This is a genomic window from Streptomyces sp. NPDC048106 (assembly GCF_040706415.1).
Taxonomy (GTDB): domain Bacteria; phylum Actinomycetota; class Actinomycetes; order Streptomycetales; family Streptomycetaceae; genus Streptomyces.
This window is the reverse complement of sequence record NZ_JBEZND010000045.1, coordinates 42246-61947: the sequence shown is the minus strand read 5'-3', so window position 1 is coordinate 61947 and position 19702 is coordinate 42246. Positions and strand designations below refer to the sequence as shown.

Sequence of the window (19702 nt, the reverse complement as noted above, 5' to 3'; positions counted from 1 at the left end):
TACGGCTCGCAGGGGCAAAGAGCCTGTCACACAGGGCAGCGCGGCCCTCCACGGCTGTCCACGGACGCGGCGGGCGAACAGGATGGAGGGCACAAGGACACGGGTTCCGTGTCGACCGAGCGCACATCGGAGGAATCGGTATGGCGTCTGGAGTTGAGGCAGTCAGCCTTGATGGCTTGGCAGGCTCGATCAACGTGCACCTGTCCGCGCTGGAGGGCGTGGGCCTGACCTACGGCGAGATGCAGCAGCTGGCGGAGCAGGCGGAGGCCGGCTGGCGGGGCCAGGCGGGACAGAACTTCAAGCAGGCCCTCGACGCGTGGCTCGCCAACTACCAGAAGGTCCACGAGTACGTGGACACCTTGAACCAGAAGATGAACGCCCACCTGAAGACGACCACATCGACGCACGAGGCCACGACCCAGGCCACGCGCGGGCTGGCCTCGGTCGCGGCGACGCCCATCGGTCTTCAGGGCTTCTGACAGAGGGCACCGGCACCGACCCTCGTGTCGTGGAGCCGCATCCCAGGGTCCGCGGCACACCACTTGTGAACCGGGCAGTGGCCTGGAAAGGGGAAAAGCATGGCTGAGACGTACTCGATCAACTGGGGTGCGGTCAATGAGGTGCTCGATCGGCTGAAGGTCGTGCAGAGCCACATCGACGCCCTCACGTCGGACTTCGACTCGGGCAACACCAAGGCGCTCGCCGACTGGGCGAGTGACGTCCGCGACGCGTTCAACACGCACAAGGTCGAATGGGTCCAGCGGTCCCACGAGATGCAGGGGCAGGCCGCGCAGGCCCAGGCCGTGGCGGACTCCTGCAAGGAAGAGTACCAAGGGGCTTACAACTACGGAATGCAGCTCTTCGCGGGCGGGCGGTAGGAATGGCAGCCGTTCCCACACGGGGCGGCTACGAGCCCCCCAACGATCCGCCACCGGACAGCGGTCCTCCGAAGGCGTGGGACCCCACCAGCGTCCACCGGCCCGACACGCAGTCCGTACCGGACTCGGGCCCGGTACCGGACGCGCCTCCCGTGCCCAAGGGAGGCGGGACGGGTTCCGGCAAGGAGACCGTGAACACCGCTTCCATGGACCTCTTCGCCAAGAACGTCGCCGCTCTCGTGCCGCACGTCGTCGAGGCACGCAACCGGATGGCGTCGGGTACGGCTTCGGTCGTCCACCCGGGCGGCTTCTACGACGCCTACCAGCTGCGCTCCCAGACATCGGGCCCCAACGGCGGCGCCGGTCTCCAGGGGAAGTACTACAACGTCCTCGCCGACCTCGCCGAGGGGTTGCAGGACGTCAGTAACGGTATGCAGAAGCTGAGCAAGAAGTACAGCACGACAGAGGAACTCAACCGCATGAAGACCAGTGACCTCCTGGAGGCACTGGGAAACGCCTCGGCGGACTTCCAGCGGCTGGGAAACGACAGCGGTGCGACCGTCAATTCCCCCGGTGGATCGACGAACACCACGAGTACCAGTACGAATTCCGGAAACAACAGCGGTTCCGGCGGTACCAAGACATAACCGCAACACCCGCCGCTGTCGGCGGCACCGGGTCCCGGTGCCGCCGACAGCGGCTCAGGCATGGACGTAATCAGCACTCGGTCCTTCCGCCGTCGTCGTGCTCATGTGCCGGAGGCCGAGGCCCCAGACGAGAGCGCAGGCTTATGCCGGACTACAACCAGGGCGGATTCCACCAGGACGACAGCGGTATCTATGTCGACCCCACGGTCCAGGGCTCCCCGTCCGACTACGACACCTGGGACTGGAAGCAGATCATGGCGGCCATCACCGGTGGCTCAGCCCTGGTGCCTGGTGACGGCGGCGACTCCCGCGCCTCGAACGCGTCCTCCCCGCAGACCCTGGTGACGGCGGCGAACGACTTCCAGTTCATCCAGGATGTGATGGCGATGGTCGCCAAGAGCCTCGCCGAACAGGCGAAAGCCCTGGCTGGAGGAAAGGACGCGCCCTGGCAGGGCGGCGCGGCGGACGCGTTCATGGACGCGATGACCACGTTCTCCAAGCAGGTGGCCTCCAACGCCGAGGCCCTCGGCGGTGGTTCAACCGGCAGCTCGGTCGGCCAGAACCTCATCTGGGGCGCCAACTCGCTCACCGTCGCCCAGGCCAACATCCATTCCATCGACTCCTGGTACGCCAACGAGGCCGCCCGGTTCGGCGTCAAGCCCATGGCCAACGGCCTCATGCCGATCAGTCAGAAGCCCGAACTGGTCAAGATGATGACGGACGACATGCGCGCCGAGCTGAAGAAACTCGCCTCGAACTACGCCCAGGTGAGCCAGGTACTCGGCCGCGTGCAGCCCAAGCCGGTGACCCCACCGACCAAGGACCCGACCAGCACGGGGGACGGCAACAACAGCAACAACGGCACCAAGAACCCCAACACCCTCGATCCCAACACCGGTACGGGGGGTGGCGGCCCCGACCTGAGCACCACGGGAGACGGCTCGGGAAATGGCGCGAAAACACCCGACCTCAGCTCCCTGAACACCGGTACCGGAGACGGCAACACGGGCTCGCCGTCGCCGTTCCCCGGCGGCACGTCCATGCCCGACCTGGCCACGACCGGCGGAACGGGGAACGGGAACCCCGGCACGATCTCGCCGTTCCCCGGCGGCACCTCGATCAGCGGCCCAGGGACCGGCGGGGCGGCCTCGCCCGACCTGACCTTCCCCGACACCGGTACGGGCGGCACCGGCGGTGCCGTGAATCCCTTCACCGGCGGTGCCACGACACCCGACCTGCTGCCCACCGGGACCGGTGGGCAGGGAACGGGCGGAGCCGGCGTGATCGATCCGTTCCCCGGCACGACGGGTACCGGACTGAACCTCGATCCGTCCACCGGCGTCGGTGACGTCCCGAGCAACGCCGTCCCGCTGCCCGGGTTCGGCTCCGTGGCCACGCCGACGACGGGCCTCACCGGTCCCTCGACGTCGGGCCAGAACCTGAACGCACCCGTCACGGCCTGGACGGGCGGGGCGAATGCGCCGGGGCTGGGCACCGGCGGCAAGGGAATCGCTCCGCCGGAGACCGGAACGATCGGTGCGCCCGACATCGGCTCCGTCGGCGGTACCGGCGCGGCGGCGCTGCCCAGCGACCTCGTGAGCGGTGCCCCCGGCCTCGGCTCCGCGATGCCGGCCTCCAACCTCGTCTCCACTCCCGGCCTGCCCGAGGCGTCGGCGGCGGGTTCCGCCGGTGGTGCGGGTATGCCGATGATGCCGATGGCTCCGGGTATGGGCGCTCCGGGCGCCGGTGCGCAGGGAGGTGCGGGTGCTGAGCGGCCGGATGCCTCGGGTCTGTTGGGTGGTGAGGTGAAGCCGTGGTCCGGTGGTGCCGAGCTGGGCGCGTTGCCGGAGGCGGAGCCGGTGGCGGGTGCGGCGGCCGGCGGCGCGGGCCTGGCCGGGCTGGACACGGGCGGCGCGGTGGACCCGGTGACCGGTCTGGCCGAGACTCCGCAGCCGGTGGCGTCCGCGACGCCGGGTGCGGGTTCCGCCGGTGGTGCGGGTATGCCGATGATGCCGATGGCTCCGGGTATGGGCGCTCCGGGCGCCGGTGCGCAGGGAGGTGCGGGTGCTGAGCGGCCGGATGCCTCGGGTCTGTTGGGTGGTGAGGTGAAGCCGTGGTCCGGTGGTGCCGAGCTGGGCGCGTTGCCGGAGGCGGAGCCGGTGGCGGGTGCGGCGGCCGGCGGCGCGGGCCTGTCCGGGCTGGACACGGGCCAGGAGGCCGCGTCGGCGACATCCTCCGGCATACCGGGTGCGGGCGGGACCGCCGGTGCCGCGGCCGGTATGCCGATGATGCCGGGCGTGGGAGCGGCGGGCGCCGGGACCGCGAGTGCGTCCGGCGAACGGTCCGACTCCTCGGGTCTGCTGGAGGCGGCGGCCGCTCCGTGGACCGGTGACGGAGAAGCGGGCGCGGAGGCGGAGACCGGTCCGGTGGCCGGGGCGCCGGCCGGCGGTTCCGCGCTGTCGGGCACGGCCGCGACCGCGTCGGCGACGCCCGTACCTCTGCTGCCCCTGCCGGCGGCACGCGGAGGCACGGAAGGCGCGGGCAGGCGTTCGGGTGCCGGTGCCGCCACGGGCGGGGGCGCCGAGTCGTCCGCGCTGCTGGGCGGCTCGTCCGCGGTGTGGTCGCCCGAGGAGAACGCGGAGGCGGCGGCGCCGCCGGTCTCCGCCGCACCGGCACAGGCGCACCCCGCAGGGGTACCGACCGGTGCCCCGGCAGCCTCGGCAACGCAGGCGCCCGCCGGGACCACCAGGGATCGGGAGGCGACGGAGGGCACCAAGAGGCGGGTCGCGGCGGAGGCCGCCACGGGGCCGGAGCCGGCGGAGGCCGTGTCCGGCAGTGGAGCGCCGGCGGTGCCGCTGCCGGACCTGCCCGATGACCGCGTCCCCGTGCCGGTCCAGTCCGAGGCGGCGGAGGACACCTCCACCTGGGACGTGGCGGCGGCCGGCTTCGGCATGCTGATGCTCGCGTTCGCGGGCCAGGGCTCGGCCGACGGCGAGCACCAGGAGAGCACCACCGGATACGCGACCGCCGCGCCGGCCGTCTGGGACGCTGAGGCCACGGGCACCGTCCGTGCCGCCGAGCGCACGGTGGACCCGGGCACCGCTCCGTTCGCCGAGCCGGAGCTGACCACATGGCGGCCCGCCGCGCGGGCCGCCACGACGGCCCAGGGCCCAGCGGCCCAGGGCTTCGCCTCCGATGTCGAGATCCGCTGCGGGAACGGGGACGGTGAGCTGCCGGAGGAGCCGGAGGCCGAGGGAACCGGGCCCGGAGCGGACGGCGAACAGGAGGAGGACGACGACGCCGACGGCAAGGGCATGGTCGACCTGCTGACGCAGGACGCCTCGACCTGGGGCACGCGTCCCGCCGTACCGGACTCCATCGGCTGACTCCCTCCACCGGGCAGCATCCGCCCGATGTCCCCTCGCCCGTGCCGGACGGCCCACCGCCGTCCGGCACGGGCGGAACACCTCGTCCCGCCGGGGCACCGGCCGCTTCGGCGGCCCAGGAGAACGGACCCATGAGCGACACCAGCACCCCGCCCGCCCCGCCCGCCCCGCCCGCCACGCCGGCGACGCCGGCCACGCCCGCCGCACCGGCCGCACCCCTCGTGCCGGAGCCGCCCGAGGACATCCGGGAAGCCGCGCGCCAGGCCCCGGACCACTGGTTCGGGATGGTCGACCCGGCCTGGGACGAGGCGGAGGGACCGCCGCCGGGCTGGGCCGTCATCGGCCGGTGGCGCTCGGACGCGACCGGAGAGATCGTCGAGTGGCAGGAGAACGACAGCTACCGCCCCTCGCCCGCCGCGCTGGGCTGGGCCCCGCCCACGGACCCGGCGGACCGCGCGGTGCAACGGGCCGCCACCGGCTACGGCCGCCCGGAGGACGTGGTACGGGCCCTCGTCGGCAGTGAACTCGCCGTGCACGTCCGCCCGGACGGCGGAGTCGTCACCGCCGTGACGCCGGAGGGCACCGCGGTGGTGCCCGTCTTCACCGCTCAACCCCAGCTGGACGCGGCCGGGCGGCTGGCGTACGAGGTCATGTCCTGCCGGGACGTCGTCGGACTGCTGCCGCCCGGCCATCTGCTCTACCTCAACCCGGCCGGAGCCGTCGCCCTCACCGGAGTCGCAACCCCTTCTCGACGCGCTGTCCGAGGCCGGGTCCGAGGTCGGTGCCGAGGCCGCCGCCCGCGCGGTGTGAGCCGTCCGCAACAACGATCCGCGTCTTTTCGTACAAGGTCGGTGTTCGCGCGGGCACGCCTCATGGGCGGCGGTTCTCGCCCGCCCGCCGGTCGTGTTCCCCTGAGTGGGCAGAGGCTGTGACCGCCTCATGTGTCCCCGAGTCCGCGCCGGGTGACTGTCCCAGCGTCCGACCCATGAGGAGCGAGCAGGTGTCCACGCCGTTCGACGAGGAGATCGAGGAACTGCGGGCGGCCTACCAGGCCCAGTTGGCGCAGATCGGTGAACTGCAGGCCCGTATGCGCGAGGTGACGGGGACGGCCACGGCCAAGGCGCAGGCCATGAAGGTCACGGTCGGCCCGCAGGGCGAGTTGCTGTCCGTGGAGTTCCCCACCGGCGCCTACCGCGGCATGGCCCCCAAGGAGCTGGCGGATCTCATCGTCTCCACCGTCCGGGAGGCCAGGGAGAAGGCCACCGCCGCCCTCGCCGAGATCATGGCCCCGCACCTGCCCCAGGGTCTCGACGCGGAACAGCTGCTGCGTGGTACGGGCGATGTGAAGCAGCTGATCCCGTCCGAGGCGGCCATGCCGGACGCGGTGCGGGAGTACGTCGACCGGGGCCGCCCCGCCTGACGGGCCGGCGACGGCCCCCGGACCGCCCGGAACCGGTTTGTCGCACCCGTCGTATCCGCTCTGCCCGTCGTCCCCGTCCGTCTCGAAAGCCGCGGCGGCACCGGCCCGGCCCACCGGCCGGGCTCCTTGATCCTCCCGTCGGCCCACTCGTCCAGAACGGAGCCCTGCCATGCCTGAGAACACGTTCATCGTCAACCCCCAAGGGCTCACGAGCGGGTGCGTGCCGCTGGAGGATTTGGCCGGGCGCTTGAACAGTCTCTTCAAGATGGCCGGGGCCCGGATCGCCGCGGACGGGTCCAAGGCGTGGGGGAACGACAAGCCCGGCCAACGGTTCGCGGCCGGATACCTCCCCGTCGCCGAGGACATCCTCAAGGCCGGCAGCGGTATTTACGAGGCGCTGGCCGCGTCCGTGGATGACCTGCGCACCATGGCCAGGGTCTTCACGAACGCCAATGAGGGTGCCATGCAGAGCACGGGCCGGCTCAACGGGCAGCTCGGCGGTACTACCCAGGGCAGGGGCAGCGGCGGCGGGCGCAAGTGAGTCAAGTCCCCGAGCCCCTTCGGTGGGCCGCGCTCATCACCGGCACCCAACTGCCGGAGGCCGATCCCGCCCTGCTGCGACAGCAGGGCGAGGTCTGGGGCGACCTGGCCCGGCAGGTCCAGGGCATGATGAGTGAGGTCAACTCGGTCCGCACCACGGTGCTTGCCAACATCAACGGGCAGCCGGCCGAGTCGTTCGACAGCTACATGCGGACGCTGGGCTCGACGCTGCCCGATCTGGTGCAGGCGGCCGACAACCTGCGTCTGAGGAGCGACGAGTACGCTCTTGAGACCGAGCACGCGACCGCGATGACCGAGGCGATGCTCGCCTGGATGCTGGTCGAACTGGCGTTCCTGGCGAACACGTTGTTCGGGCTGGCCGCCGTGCCCGCGCTCATCACCGGTGTGCGGCAGGTGATCCAGGCGATCCTGCGGCGGCTCCTCATGTCGGCGGCCGTCGGAGCGGCCTCCATGACGGGGCTGGAGACCCTCCTCCAGGGCATCGAGATCCTCAAGGGCACCCGTAAGCACCTGGACCTGAACGCCATCAAGGACATGGCCCTCGGCGGAGCCATCGGCGGCGCCGTCTTCGGCGGGTTCTCCGGCGTCGCCTCCCACTTCATGCCCAAGTTCGCCAACTCGCTCATCGGGCGCACCCTGATCGGTGGCGGGGCCGGCGTCGTCGGCGGTGTGGCCGTCAACTCCGCGCTCGGTGCCGACCAGGACCTGGGACTGGCCTTCCTGGCCGGCGCGGCCGGTGCCATGCTCGCCGCCCCGGGCACGGGCGGGGGCGGCAAGCCGGAGCGGGTCACGCCGACGGAGCGACTGGCCGACGAGTTCAAGTCGCTTTCCACCAAGGACCCGTTCACTTCGCCCGACGGCGTGAACAGCGCCGGTCTGTCCGCGTTCGGCGGCGCCGGCGGCCCGGGAGGCACGAAGGACCTCACCACGCTCGCCCCCGACTCCGCCTCGGGTACGCCGGGCGTCGTGCGGGCTCCTGACCGTTCGTCGTCGCCCGGCGCCTTGCCGCCCCATCCCCAGACCGTCGTTCCCGCGCCCGCGGCAGCCGTCCCTGCGGGTGCGGGGGCGGCTCATGGCGCGGGCGCCGAGGCGTCGGGCGCGGCCGGCGTCGGCGCCGGTGCCACGCGGACGGAACCGGTGGCGCGCGGTGGTGTCCCGGACCCCGCCGGGACCGGAGCCGCATCGCCGGCCCCCCGGGCGGCACTGGGCCTGCCAGGCTTCGAGGAGACGGGGACGGAATCACCGTCCGGCGCCGCGGGCGCGAGTGGGGCCGGTGCCCGTACCGGGCTGCCGGATTCCACGGCGCCTGAGCACGTGCGTGAGACGCCGGACGCGACGGTGAGCCAGGTGGGCCAGGCAAGGACTGGCAGGGAGGGTACCGAACCCGGAGGCCGCGACGTGCGGACGGACCCGGTCCGTGCGGCGCAGCCGGACGGCACCCAGGGTGCGGTGTCGTCGCGGACCGGCCGACAGGGCTCGGAGACCGTCCCGGGCACCGCCGGTCAGCCCGGCGCGTTTCCCGGTCGTCCGGCTGTCGCCGACTCCGGCGAGGTCGGAGACGGCGGCGAGGGCACCTCGACCGGCGGGGGTGCGACGCTCCCCGCGTCGCACCCGGCTGTGCTCGACAACGCGTCGACGACTTCCGGACGGCAGGCCGCGAACGCTCCGGCGCACGAGGCGGAATCGTCTGTGGCCCCCGACGGGACCGCCGCACCGGCCATGCCGTCCCCAGCCGCGCGGCAGCCTGGACCCGCCACGACGGCACACGCGTCCGAAGGGCAACGTCCGGGTGTCCCGGGTCGCGGCGCGGCTCCGGAGGTGCGTACGGAGGCGTCGTCTGGTCCTGGCGCTGCCGCGGTGGTTCCGTCTGGTGATGGTTCTGCTTCCCCTGTGCGGCCTGTCGGTGATGCGGCGGCGGTGGCGGACAGGTCGGCGGCGCCCGGTGGGGCGAGGTCGGTGGGGCGGCCTGACGTCGTAGGTGGCAACGTGGCTCCGCCGGTGCGTACCGACGCGTCGCCGGGTGCCGGTGCGGCGGAGCGGCCTGGTGAGGGGGCTGTCTCGGGTGTGCGTGCCGAGACGGCGGGGCCGGGGCGTGAGGTGTCCGGGACCGGCGGTGCGGGGTCGCGGGCCGGAGCCGGAGCCGGAGCCGGAGCCGGGGCAGGGGGCATGGGGGCTCCTGCTGCGCGTACGGAAACGGCGCCGGGTGTCGGTACGGCAGCGCGGCCGGGCGCGGTGGGCGGGGGGCCTGCCGACGCCGCCGGCGTGCGCGCTGGGGGTGGACCGGCGCGCACGAGCGAGGGCGCCGGTGCACGGCCCGACAGCTTGGTCAGCCCCAATGGGGACGCACGGACCGTGACCACGGCCGAGCGGGCCGCGTCAAGCGGTCGTACCGAGAGCCGGGTGGCCGCCGCCGACGTGCGCGCCGACGCCCCGGGCGTCACGCGGACCGAGACGCGGGGCCCACTGTCCCCGGCGGACGGCCGGGATACCGCGACGGCGGGCGGCCCCGCGCGGGCCGTCCACGGCGGGGCACCCGCCGATCGGGTCGACAAGCCCTTCACGCCCGAGATGATGCGCGAGACGGCAGCCCTGCCGGACATGGTGACCGGCAGGGGCCGGGACGGGAACGACTTCGGCTTGCAGCTGCCGGAGGGCTCGAAGGCGCTGTTCGACGGGTCGGGTGAGCTGCGGCACGTCGTGCTGCCGGACGGGGTGAGTTTCGAGCGCGGCTTCGACGATCTGTGGGGACCGCCGCGCCACAGCGCTGGTGAGGTGATCTCCAGGAAGACGGACAGCGATACCGTGCTCACCCTGCACGACGGCAGCACCGTGGTGCTGGGCAAGGAGAACGAGCGGATCACCGACACCGCCGCGGACAAGGTCCTGATGTACCGCCAGATCAAGGACGAGAACGGGGCGTGGCTGGCGCAGCCGAGGGTTTTCCTGCCGCACGAGAAGGGCGGCTGGGCCGAGCGCACCGGTCTGAACACCTCCACCTACGAGGGCTTCCTGGCGAGCGCCAACAAGGCGCATGAGGCGGCGCAGAAACTGTTCGACATCGGGGCCCGGTCGGCGCGGAGCGTGCCGGAGCACGAGCGGCTGGACCGCGTCGGTGAGGAACAGCTGAAGGAGCTGTACTGGCGTGGGACGGAGGATGACAAGATCGCGGCGCTGTACGAGTGGGTGCGGCGCAACCAGGGCGTGTCGCTGCGGTACACGCAGTTGGACGCGGTGATCGGCCTCGGCCGGGGCGAGATGGTCAACATGGCCGCCGGTGAGGGCAAGTCGTGGGTGTTCTTCATGAACGCCGCTCTACAGGCCGCGAAGGACGGCGTGTCGGCGTCGTACCTGATCACGCCGAGGGATGTGCTGGCGAACCGGGAAATCCTGCACTTCGAGAAGGTGCTGGGCGACTGGGCCCACGTCCACCGGATGAACTCCGACACGCCGCCTCCTCCGCCGGGCGGCGACAAGCCCACGATCTACATCGGCACCTCCGAGGACGTGGCGTTCGGGAAACTCAAGCACGGCCTGTTGCAGGGCCAGAGCAACCCGGGCGACGAGATCCGTGTCCACGTCGCCGTCGACGAGGCGGACGAGGCGTTCGTCTACGCCAACCCGACCTACATCCTCAGCGAGGGCGCCCAGCACGAGGCCACACCGGAGACGGTGACCGAGGTGAAGTGGGCCGGCGAGACGCTGAAGGACAGTCTGGACAGGCGGGTGCTGGACGAGACGGACTTCGGTCTGCGCACCGGTCATCTCGGCGGTGGTGGAGCGCAACTGACCGACGTCGGCAGGGCCAAGCTGGAAGCGGCGCTTCAGCGCGGCCTGAGCGAGCAGGAGGTGCACCGGCTGAGCATGGCCGCGCTGGCGCGGTGGGTGTACAAGCCGAAGATCCACTACGCGGTGCACGACGGCAAGATCTACATCATCGACCAGAACTCGCACAAAGTTCTCTACGACCCGGTCACCTCCTCGGAGTCGCGGTGGAACAACGGCCTGGCGCAGGCGATCGAACACCATCTGGGGCTGACCGTCCGCGCGGACTCGGACAGCAGCCGCAGCCTGACCGCGCAGGGCCTGGTCAAGCTCACGGAGTTCGGCCAGACCAGCGGCGCCTCCGGCACGGTCAAGGGACACGACTTCGGTGCGCTGGGCCTGTCGGACACCGTCCGGGACGTCAACCGCTACTACGAGCACCGGTTGGAGTTCATCCCGGACCGGATCAGTGAGGATCTCGTTCACAAGCTCGACGAGCTCGTGAACGACACGCTGAACGGTTACCCGGCCGACCGGCGCCCGCCGCAGCTCATCCTCGCCCACCGCAACGACCTGGTCGGTGAGATCGCGGCACGGCTGGAGGCCGCAGGCATGGAGCACACGGCGATCGACGCGAACTGGTTCCTGGAGAAGGGCAGGTTCCAGGAGGACGCCTTCGAGGAAGCCATCAAGCACGCAGGCCAACCCGGCAAGATCACCGTCATCAACATGACCGGCGGCCGCGGCGTCGACATCAAGGTTGCCGATGCGGCGAAGGAACTGGGCGGACTGCACGTCCGGATCACCGGCCGCTCGCACATCTCCGCCGACATCGACATCCAGGCCGAGAACCGGGCCGCCCGTGGTGGCGACCCGGGCAAGGTCACCTACTACGGCACCCCGCACGACGACATCTACCAGCTCTCCCCCAACCCCGACGTGCACCACGTCGTGGTCCGGTACACCGACGCGGTCAGGACGCACCAGGAGTCCCCCGCCCCGGAGACCGCGGAGGCCCTCGGCCACGCCGAGCAGGACCTGCGCGACCTGGTGCCGCAGCTACAGGACGGCGCGGCCGCCGCCCGCCGCGCCCAGTACGCACACGATGCGCTGCCGAACGCACCGCCCGCCGACACCACCAGCCCGGCCTCCACCACCGGCCAGGACACGCCCACCCGACCGCCCCAGCAGCCGGTGGAGCAGTCCGGCACGGGCTCCCGAGCGGACGTCCCGGCGCCGACCACCGACTCCGCCGGGGCACCGCCCAGGACGGCCGGCTCTCGGGACGAGATGCCGACGGCCCACGCGCCCCTGCTGGATGCCCTGGCCGGGCTGCGCGACAGGGTCGAGGCGCGGGAACGGGCGTACGAGGAGTTCGAGAGGCGGCTGGCGGAGTACCCCCCCGAGCTGCGCTCTCCCCTGGCCGCGGAGCGGGTCGCCGAGGCTCGCGAGACGTTCGCCGACGCGTGGGCGCAGGACCACCCGGCCGTGGGCCCCGCCGAGCTCACCGCCACCCGTACCCGCGCCCTCACGGATCTGACCGCGCACCTGGCGTCCGCACATGACGCCCTCACGGCACGGGAACAGGCGCAGACGGTCTTCGACCGTGATGTCGCCACGGTGGTGGTGCCGGACACACGGATCCGTACGGCCTTCCAAGGCTCCCCACAGGCGACGGCGCTGGCCGAGGACTTCCGGCAGACGGTGGCCGACTCGTCCGGCGGCACGGAAGCGGCGGTACGGGAATTCCGGCAGCGCTATGCCGAGGCGCACACGGCCGGGGCCGCCGAACGGCGGGCAGGCGCCGCGTTTGACAACGCCCTGCGGACCACGGGCCCGGACGGGCGGCGGATCCACCTCGCGGACGGCCTGGCGCAGTGGAGCGACCCGGTCCGCCGCTGGTACTCCGAGCGACTCGTCGCCCTGCGGGAGCAGTACGTCACCGAGCGGGCCGAGACGCTGGCCGTCGCGGACGAGGCCGAGCGTCAGACGCGCCTGGACCGGCTTGACCGCGACATTCGCCAAGCGGCGCTGTTCCAGCAGCAGCGGGCGCGGGCGGCGGTCGCGGAGAGCCGCCGGTTCACCGAGCACACCGCCCAGTTCGCGGCCGACCCGGCCTGGAACAGCGAGCTGACCGCCTGGTACGAGCACCGGCAGCGGGCACTTTCCGAGCCGCTCTTCGGGCAACTCGACCTGTACGGCCCCCAGGAGCAGGCGGCGGCCCTGGCGCGCTTCGACGAGCAGGCCACCGCACTGCGCAAGGTCGCCGAGTCCCGCCACCTGGCACACCAGGACTTCGAGCGGCTGCTGGAAGGCCACGCCGAGCACACGGGGCCGACGTCCCACCCTGCCACGGTCGACTTCACCCGCCGCCAGATCGCCGCCCTGCGTGACACCTACCTGGAGACCGCCCGGCAGGCCCGGGAGACGGCCCTGCCGGCCGAGTTCCTGGCCGCGCACCCGCAGGCCACCGCCGAGGACGACTGGCGCGTCCCGGCGTGGCAGGAAGCGCAGCGGGAGCTGCACCGTCACTATGCCGACCTGCTGGCCCAGGACCGTACCGAGGACACCACCACCGACGCCGATGGCGAAACCGTGGCGGAGGAGCGGGAGAGCGCCTTCGGCGAGGCGTTCCGTCAGGGGGCGCGGGAGCAGGCGCCGGGGGTGTCCGAGGAGCGGCCGGCCGCGGTCAGGGACCGGGTCAGGGAGAACCCGGACCGGTTCGGCGAGCCGACCGCCGACGGCACGGCGGCGGACCGGTTGCGGGACGCCTTCGATCTGGGGGCGGCGCGCGAGCTGGCCGCGGTCCGCGGTCAGCAGGCGTTCGACGCCGCGTTCCGGCGCTGGGGGCGGCGGTTGGCGGATGCCTGGCGGGGTCGGCTCGCCGACGGCACGCCGGCGCCGTTCGGGCTGGTCACGGAGATGGCCGAGTCGGTGCGGGAGCTGGCCGGCGGTGACTTCCGTGACCGGTGGGAGGGGGTGGTCCGGGACATCCTGGTCTCCGGCACCGATCTGCGTACCGGCGGCGGGGAGGTGGTGCGGGAGTCGGCGCGGATGCTGCGCGGGCTCGTCTCCAACCTGGAGGGGGAGTTCGACCGGTACGCGTTGCTCTTCGGCCAGCTCTCCCGGCTCGACGCGGTGTTCGAGCAGCTGGCGGACGGAGCCTTCCGAGACCGGCTCGACCAGAGCGGCCGTGACCTGCTCGCCGCCTTCGACGCCGAGCGCACCGAACTGTCCGAGGCAGGCCGGATACGGATCCTCGAAGACACCCGCCGGGCGCTGCGGGAGGCGTTCGACCGGATCTTCCCCACCGCGGCGTCCGTGGCCGGGCCGATCGCGAGCCGCGGGGCGCTGCCGCGCGTCTGGCAGGACCAGGTGCGTGCAATCCTCGACGGGCTGCCCGGCCGGCTGGCCCTCCAGGCGGCCCGCGAGGCGGCCATCCTGCGCTCGCAGCAGGACATCGCGGACGCCGTCACCACCTGGACCGACTCCGGCCCCGCGGCGGCAGCGACCTTCCTCGACCGCTTCCCGGTCTCCTTTGGCCAGGTACGCCCCACGCTGCGGCGCACCCTGGACGTCTCCGTCGCCGCCGCCGTCGACGACCACTTCGAACAGCTCTTCGGGCACGATGGTGTGACCACCGGACTGGAGGACGCCCCGGCCCGGCTGGAGCGCTGGAACACCGCGTACGGTGAGCTGACCGGCCGGGACCGGCTGCACACCTGGCTCACCGTGCGGCACGCCCGCGACAGCGTGATCACCGTCTCCGGGCGCCTCTTCGACGAACAGCTCCAGCAGTGGCAGGCGGCCCACGGCCACCAGGCTCTCACCGAGGCCGACATCACCCGCGCCCGCTCCGGCCTGGACGAGCGGCTGCTCACCGCCTTCGACGCGATCTTCACCAGCCGTCCGGTCAGCCCGGACGAGATGGCCGGCGCCGTACGGCAGTGGGACGCCCTGCTCGCCGAGCAGGCCCGGGCCCTGCCCGCGCACCTCACCTTCGAGTCCTGGACCGACGCCGCACTGCACGACGCCGCACGGTCCTTCCACACCCTGCGCCCGGACGACGACACCGCCCGGCAGCGGTGGGAGGAACACGCCGAGGACTTCCGCGCCGACTTCCTGGCAGCCTACGAACTGCTCTGGGCACCCCAGAAGCTGTCCACGTCCTGGGCCGCCCACGAGGCCGAGTACGCCGACGCGTTCGGCGCGGGCCTGGAGGCCGCGCGTCTGCGTGTCCAGGGCGGCGACGACAAGGGCAAGGTCCGGGCCGCCGGCGAACGGCCGGCCGAGTCGCTGCCGCAGGAGCTGCGCGGACTGGACCACGGGCGGCTGGCCGAGCTGATCGGCAAGGCCAGCCAGCTCGTACCGCCGAAGCTGACGATCGGCGGCGAGGCGGAGACAGAGGCGCTGCGCGAGGCCCACCGCAGGCGCGTGCTGGAGGTCGCCGCCGTCCTGCACACCCAGGACGAGCGCGCCGCCCGGAACCGGGCCACGGAACTCGGCGCCGACCCGGCACCGACCGGCATCCGCGCCGGCGCCCCGCCCGCGGACACGACGCGGCACGTCGGGGCGGGGCCGGCCCCGCTGCCCTCGGCGGCGGACGCGGTGGCGGAGCCGGACGCGGCGGTCGTCGGCGCGCGCCCGGACGAGTCGCGCAGGCTGGACGCCCTGCTGGCCCAGACTCTCGCACCGGAACCAACAATCGTCGCACCGGAGTCGGCAGTCGCCGTACCGGCGCCGCAGGCTCCTGTCCGCATGACGGCCAACGGGCAGATCGGCGGCGCTGACCGCGTCCTGCTTTCCCAGGAGACCACCCTCACCGTCACACGGGACCTTGTCGGGTACTTCGACGACGACGTCCTTACCCAGGCCCAGCGCGACACGCTCCGCGCCGATCTGCAGGCACAGCTCAGCAGGGAGGTCTGGCCGTCGCTGTCGGCCATGACCCGCGGTGAACTGCGCACCCTCACGATGGATGTGGCCGGCTTCAGCGGTGACATCACCGTCCGGGCCAAGGTGACGAGGGCGGAGACGGACGGTGCCTTCAAGAGCCTGGAGTTCGAAGACGGCAGCGAGTCCCTGGTCCGCGACGGCTTCCAGCGCGAGACGCGTTCCGCGGTCACCGCCGGCGTGCTCGTGAAGGGCAAGGCCGCCGCATACACCGACCTGACGGGATACCTGTCCTCGAACTGGTCCCGCTCCGCATCGCACCGCATGGTCTCCAGCGGCCGGTTGTTCAGCCGTACCAAGACCCCCGAGCCGGCGCTGAAGCTCGACGTCGAGGTCCGGTTGGAGTTCGACTTCTCCGCGGTCCGCGGCACCTTCGGCAAGCCCCTGCCCCTGCGCACCGGCGACGGCGGACCCGTGAGCCGGGTCAAGGTGTCGGCCAATGTGCCCGTGGCCTCCGCCGAGGCAGACCTCCGCCCGCCGTCCGGGATGCAGCACTACCTGCCGCCGGCCCGCATCGAGCAGACGCTCGCGCTGGGCGGCATGGACACCGTGCGTGACCTGTTCCTCGTGAACGCCGAGGGCGAACGGGTCTCCGGCACCCTGCACGAGGCCCTCCTGGGCACCCTCGACGACCCCGACTCGCTGGTGTCCTACGGCAAGCGCGCCTTCGGCGACAGCTGGCCCGGAGTCCGGGACCTGGTCCTCGACCGCCTCGGCTCCCTGGACTCCCTGCAGTACCGGCTCAAGGGCATGACGGCCGGCGAGACGCTGGAGATCGACCTGGGCCCGGACGCGGGAAGCCTGCTGGTGAACGCCGAGATCTCGTCGATGAAGCACCTGCGCAACACCGAGAAGACGGAGTTCAACACCGGCTCGGACGTCACCCGGGTCTACACCTACACGAAGAGCTCCGAGCACGGTGTCCGGGCGACGATGAACGTGCAGAGCGCCGACCTGCACGCCGGACCCACCACAATCACCGGCGTCGGCCAGGGCGAGTTCGAACGCGCGGGCGCCGTGATCGGACAGCAGTCGGTCCGCACCGGTACCGCAGTCAAGACGAAGGTCCCCGGCGCCGTCTTCGACGGCGTGGTCACACTCTCCTTCGTCCACCGCGCCGATCCCCTCGGCGCCGCGAAGCCGACGGTTCCGCGCACCTCGGCGACGGCCCACGGCGCCACGTCGGACACCGCTCGCGACGCGGCTCACCCGGTGACCGCCGCCCCGCACGGCGCCTCGCCGGAGGCGACCGGCGGGACGGTCCGCCCGGTGCGCGGGGGACGGGCCCAGGTCGGCTTCCAGGTCCTGGTGGACGCCGCGGACGCCCGTCCGGTCTCCGAGCCGGGCTCCTTCTCCGCGGCCACCCGGCCCCGGGGACCGCGCCGGACCGAGGCCCCCGCCCTGCGGGAGGGCGACCACGCCTGGCAGCCCTCGGCCGCGGTCTGGCACGACGGACTGCCGTCCCGCACGGTCGTCATCGACGTCCTCGCCGGTGAGGAACGCGCCGTCGGCGCACCGCAGCTGCCCCGGCTGAACGATCTCGTGGACGGTATCGGTCGCGACTACTTCGGCCCCGGCTGGGCCGACGCACGCCCGGCCGCGCAGGACATGGCCACCCGTGAGCAACTCGCGGCGGTGCTGCCCCAGATGACCCGGGGCACGAGCGCCCGCAGCGCTCCGCTGCCCATGCCACTGCGCTCCAATGCCCAGTTCACCCTGAACGGGCGACTGGAGTTGCTGGAGTTCGTGCGGACCCTGGACGCAGCCGAGATCAACCTGCTCAGTGACGTCGCGGACGAGCTCGGCGGCCGACTGGGATCCGGCTTCGGGCACGGACATTTGGCGCAGGGCGGTGTACAGCCGGAGCTCGCCGACAACGTCACGTTCGCCTTGCACGCTCCCGGTGGCGGTATGGCGCACCGGTACCGCAGCGGCAACGGCGTGTCGGGCGGCCAGAGCAGCGTGGCCGGCGCCAAGTACCCCGAGCCGATGGCGCTGTACATCGCCACGGCCAGTATCGACGCACACGTCGGACGCGTCGGGGAGACGGCGGCGCACGGCGGAAGCACGGACGTCCGCTTCGTCGTCGCCATCCCGAAGAGTCACACCGAGCGGTACGAGGTCACGAAGGCGGGTGTGGGCCCGCAGGTATTCCACCGCCCGGCCCCTGCGGAGGGCGCCGCGACCAGTCAGCCTGTGCCGGAGCCCGCCGCGACCAGTCAGCCTGTGCCGGAGCCCGCCGCGAACGCCGTGCGGTCCGACCTCACCGTCCGACCCCCGGACCGGGTGACCGGTTCCGGACGGATCGGCAACGGTGACGTCGTGGTCGAACTGCCCGGCGACGTCGTGGTCAAGGAACTGAAGAAGCAGCTCTCCGACACCAAGGAGCTGAAGCAGCAGCTCTCCGACCTCGCAGAGCGCTGGGACCAGGTCGAGGGCGAGGTGAGCCGGTTCTTCGACTCGATCGCCCTGCAGCCCAGGACCGCCGGACTCACCGGCGGCGACATCTGGGGCGGCACCTTCCGCGCCGGTCCGGTGACCGCGGACATCCACATCACCGCGGCCAAGGCCAAGATGACCGAGTACGTGAGGGTCGAGGAGAGCTTCGAGTTCGAACAGGGCACGGAGTCCGTCACCGCGGCCGCCGTACAGAAGGAGACGCACGTCCGGCGCACCCTGTGGGAGCGTGCCGGGTTCAAGGCCCCGTACGTCTCCTTCACTCTCGGCCACGTGCACCACAAGGAGTCCGTCGAGGGGCACAGCGTCGACGTTCGCGGTGGCGTCGTGTCCAAGAACAAGACCGTCGAACCGGCCGCCCTGTTCAAGGGCCAGGTGACCTACACCGTTCAGGTCAAGGTCTCCCACGCGCTGCCGGGCCGCGGCGGCGAGGTGACGTTCACCGCCACCGGTGACGGACAGTTCGCCTTCCCGGTCCGTGATCTGCCCGCCGCCCCCGCGACCGGCGCGGCCCACCAGGTCGACCAGCACTACCGGGTGCCCGAACGCATCGCCCAGTCGCTGCGCCTGGGCGCCGAGGACATCGTGCTCGACACCCGCCCCGCGCGTGCGGACGTGGCCGGTCGCGCGCCTGCCGCCGACCTGGTGGAGGACGTCCTGCGCCAGCTGGACCCGAGCGGGCCGAAGGTGTTCGGCTCCGCCGCCGACTGGCAGGTGGCGCGGGCGAAGCTGATGGAGCGTCTGCCCGCGTCCGAGTTCCAGCGCCGGCTGAAGTCGATGATGTCCGGCCAGCCCTGGGTGATCCGGGTCAAGGGCCGTGAGCTGGCCATCAGCGCGAGCGTCAAGGAGATGACCCACACCGCCAACACCAAGGCGACCGAGTTCAATTCGGCGACTGTGGACATCGCGGGAGGCAGCCGTACGGAACCCGGCCTTTCGGGTCCGCAGATCACCTCCGACGCGATCAACGTGACCGTCGTCGGCACCTCCGACCCGATCGGCGCCTCGCCTGCCCAGGTGTTCGGCGGCGGCACCCTGGCCCACACCGTCCAGACGGAGCACTTCGCCGACTCCTCCTCCGGCATCCGCTCCGCCGTCGGGACCAAGACCAAGGCCCCTGGCAGCGTCTTCGACGGTGTGGCTCGGCTGCACTTCGAGGTCCGCGACCGCTGGCGGCCGTTCGGACGGGCGGTCGACCCCCGTGTGTCGAAGGACGCCGTCAAGGCGCAGACCGTCCTCGACGCACTGCGCGACAAGATCGCCGACCTCGACCAGCAGGTCAAGGCACTGGAGGGCGGCCGGCCCGGCGACATCCCCGAGACGTCCGGCGCGGGCGTCGCGACGCGCGACCCGCAGGCCGACGCCGGTGACGAGGTCCGCGCGGGCGACCCGGCGGCCGGTCCGGCGGGCGGTTCGACAGGCGTTCCGCGGAGCGAAGTCGACATGCTGAAGGATGAGCTCGCGGCGGCGAAGGCCGACTTCGAGGCGCACCTCGTCAAGCAGAACGCGGACATCAAGACGGCGCTCGACACCCGGCGCACCGGCCACGGCCCGCTCGCCTTCTCCTCGATGACCAAGCGCACCTTCGGCGTCCGGGTACGCCGGATCGGCGAGGCGGAGATCGGCTTCCAGGCCCTG

General features: G+C 72.4%; 8 protein-coding genes (1 of these 8 running past the window's edge). All 8 read left to right on the top strand.

Annotation, left to right across the window (positions count from 1 at the left end):
* The first annotated feature begins 176 nt into the window (after positions 1-176).
* The gene (locus AB0927_RS33390) at positions 177-479 is read left to right on the top strand and encodes a hypothetical protein (RefSeq protein WP_366671553.1); all 303 of its coding nucleotides are present in this window, start codon (positions 177-179) and stop codon (positions 477-479) included.
* Between the two features lie 99 nt (positions 480-578).
* On the top strand, positions 579-878 hold the full coding sequence (locus AB0927_RS33385; RefSeq protein ID WP_366671552.1) for a hypothetical protein: 300 nt from the start codon (positions 579-581) through the stop codon (positions 876-878).
* A gap of 191 nt (positions 879-1069) precedes the next feature.
* Positions 1070-1525 (top strand): hypothetical protein, encoded by a 456-nt coding sequence (locus AB0927_RS33380; RefSeq protein ID WP_366671551.1) that lies wholly within the window; start codon positions 1070-1072, stop codon positions 1523-1525.
* Between the two features lie 143 nt (positions 1526-1668).
* The gene (locus AB0927_RS33375) at positions 1669-4911 is read left to right on the top strand and encodes a hypothetical protein (protein ID WP_366671550.1); all 3243 of its coding nucleotides are present in this window, start codon (positions 1669-1671) and stop codon (positions 4909-4911) included.
* A 131-nt stretch (positions 4912-5042) separates the two neighbouring features.
* A complete protein-coding gene (locus tag AB0927_RS33370) occupies positions 5043-5843 on the top strand; it encodes a type VII secretion system-associated protein (RefSeq protein ID WP_366671549.1) in 801 nt (266 codons plus the stop codon).
* A gap of 53 nt (positions 5844-5896) precedes the next feature.
* Positions 5897-6331, top strand: coding sequence for a YbaB/EbfC family nucleoid-associated protein (locus AB0927_RS33365; protein ID WP_366671548.1), 435 nt, complete (start codon positions 5897-5899; stop codon positions 6329-6331).
* Positions 6332-6500: 169 nt separating this feature from the next.
* On the top strand, positions 6501-6872 hold the full coding sequence (locus tag AB0927_RS33360; RefSeq protein ID WP_366671547.1) for a hypothetical protein: 372 nt from the start codon (positions 6501-6503) through the stop codon (positions 6870-6872).
* Positions 6869-19702: the 5' end (the start) of a hypothetical protein gene (locus AB0927_RS33355; protein ID WP_366671546.1), read on the top strand. 14184 nt of this gene lie beyond the right edge of the window; 12834 of the gene's 27018 nt are visible here — the first part of the coding sequence; it begins with the start codon at positions 6869-6871; its stop codon lies off the right edge, out of view. The genes AB0927_RS33360 and AB0927_RS33355 overlap by 4 nt, the downstream gene beginning before the upstream one ends.

Bases quoted from the DNA above. Each gene is read 5' to 3' on its own strand.
- AB0927_RS33385 (WP_366671552.1), top strand. From the start codon at position 579: ATGGCTGAGACGTACTCGATCAACTGGGGTGCGGTCAATGAGGTGCTC.
- AB0927_RS33375 (WP_366671550.1), top strand. From the start codon at position 1,669: ATGCCGGACTACAACCAGGGCGGATTCCACCAGGACGACAGCGGTATC.
- AB0927_RS33370 (WP_366671549.1), top strand. From the start codon at position 5,043: ATGAGCGACACCAGCACCCCGCCCGCCCCGCCCGCCCCGCCCGCCACG.
- AB0927_RS33365 (WP_366671548.1), top strand. From the start codon at position 5,897: ATGAGGAGCGAGCAGGTGTCCACGCCGTTCGACGAGGAGATCGAGGAA.
- AB0927_RS33360 (WP_366671547.1), top strand. From the start codon at position 6,501: ATGCCTGAGAACACGTTCATCGTCAACCCCCAAGGGCTCACGAGCGGG.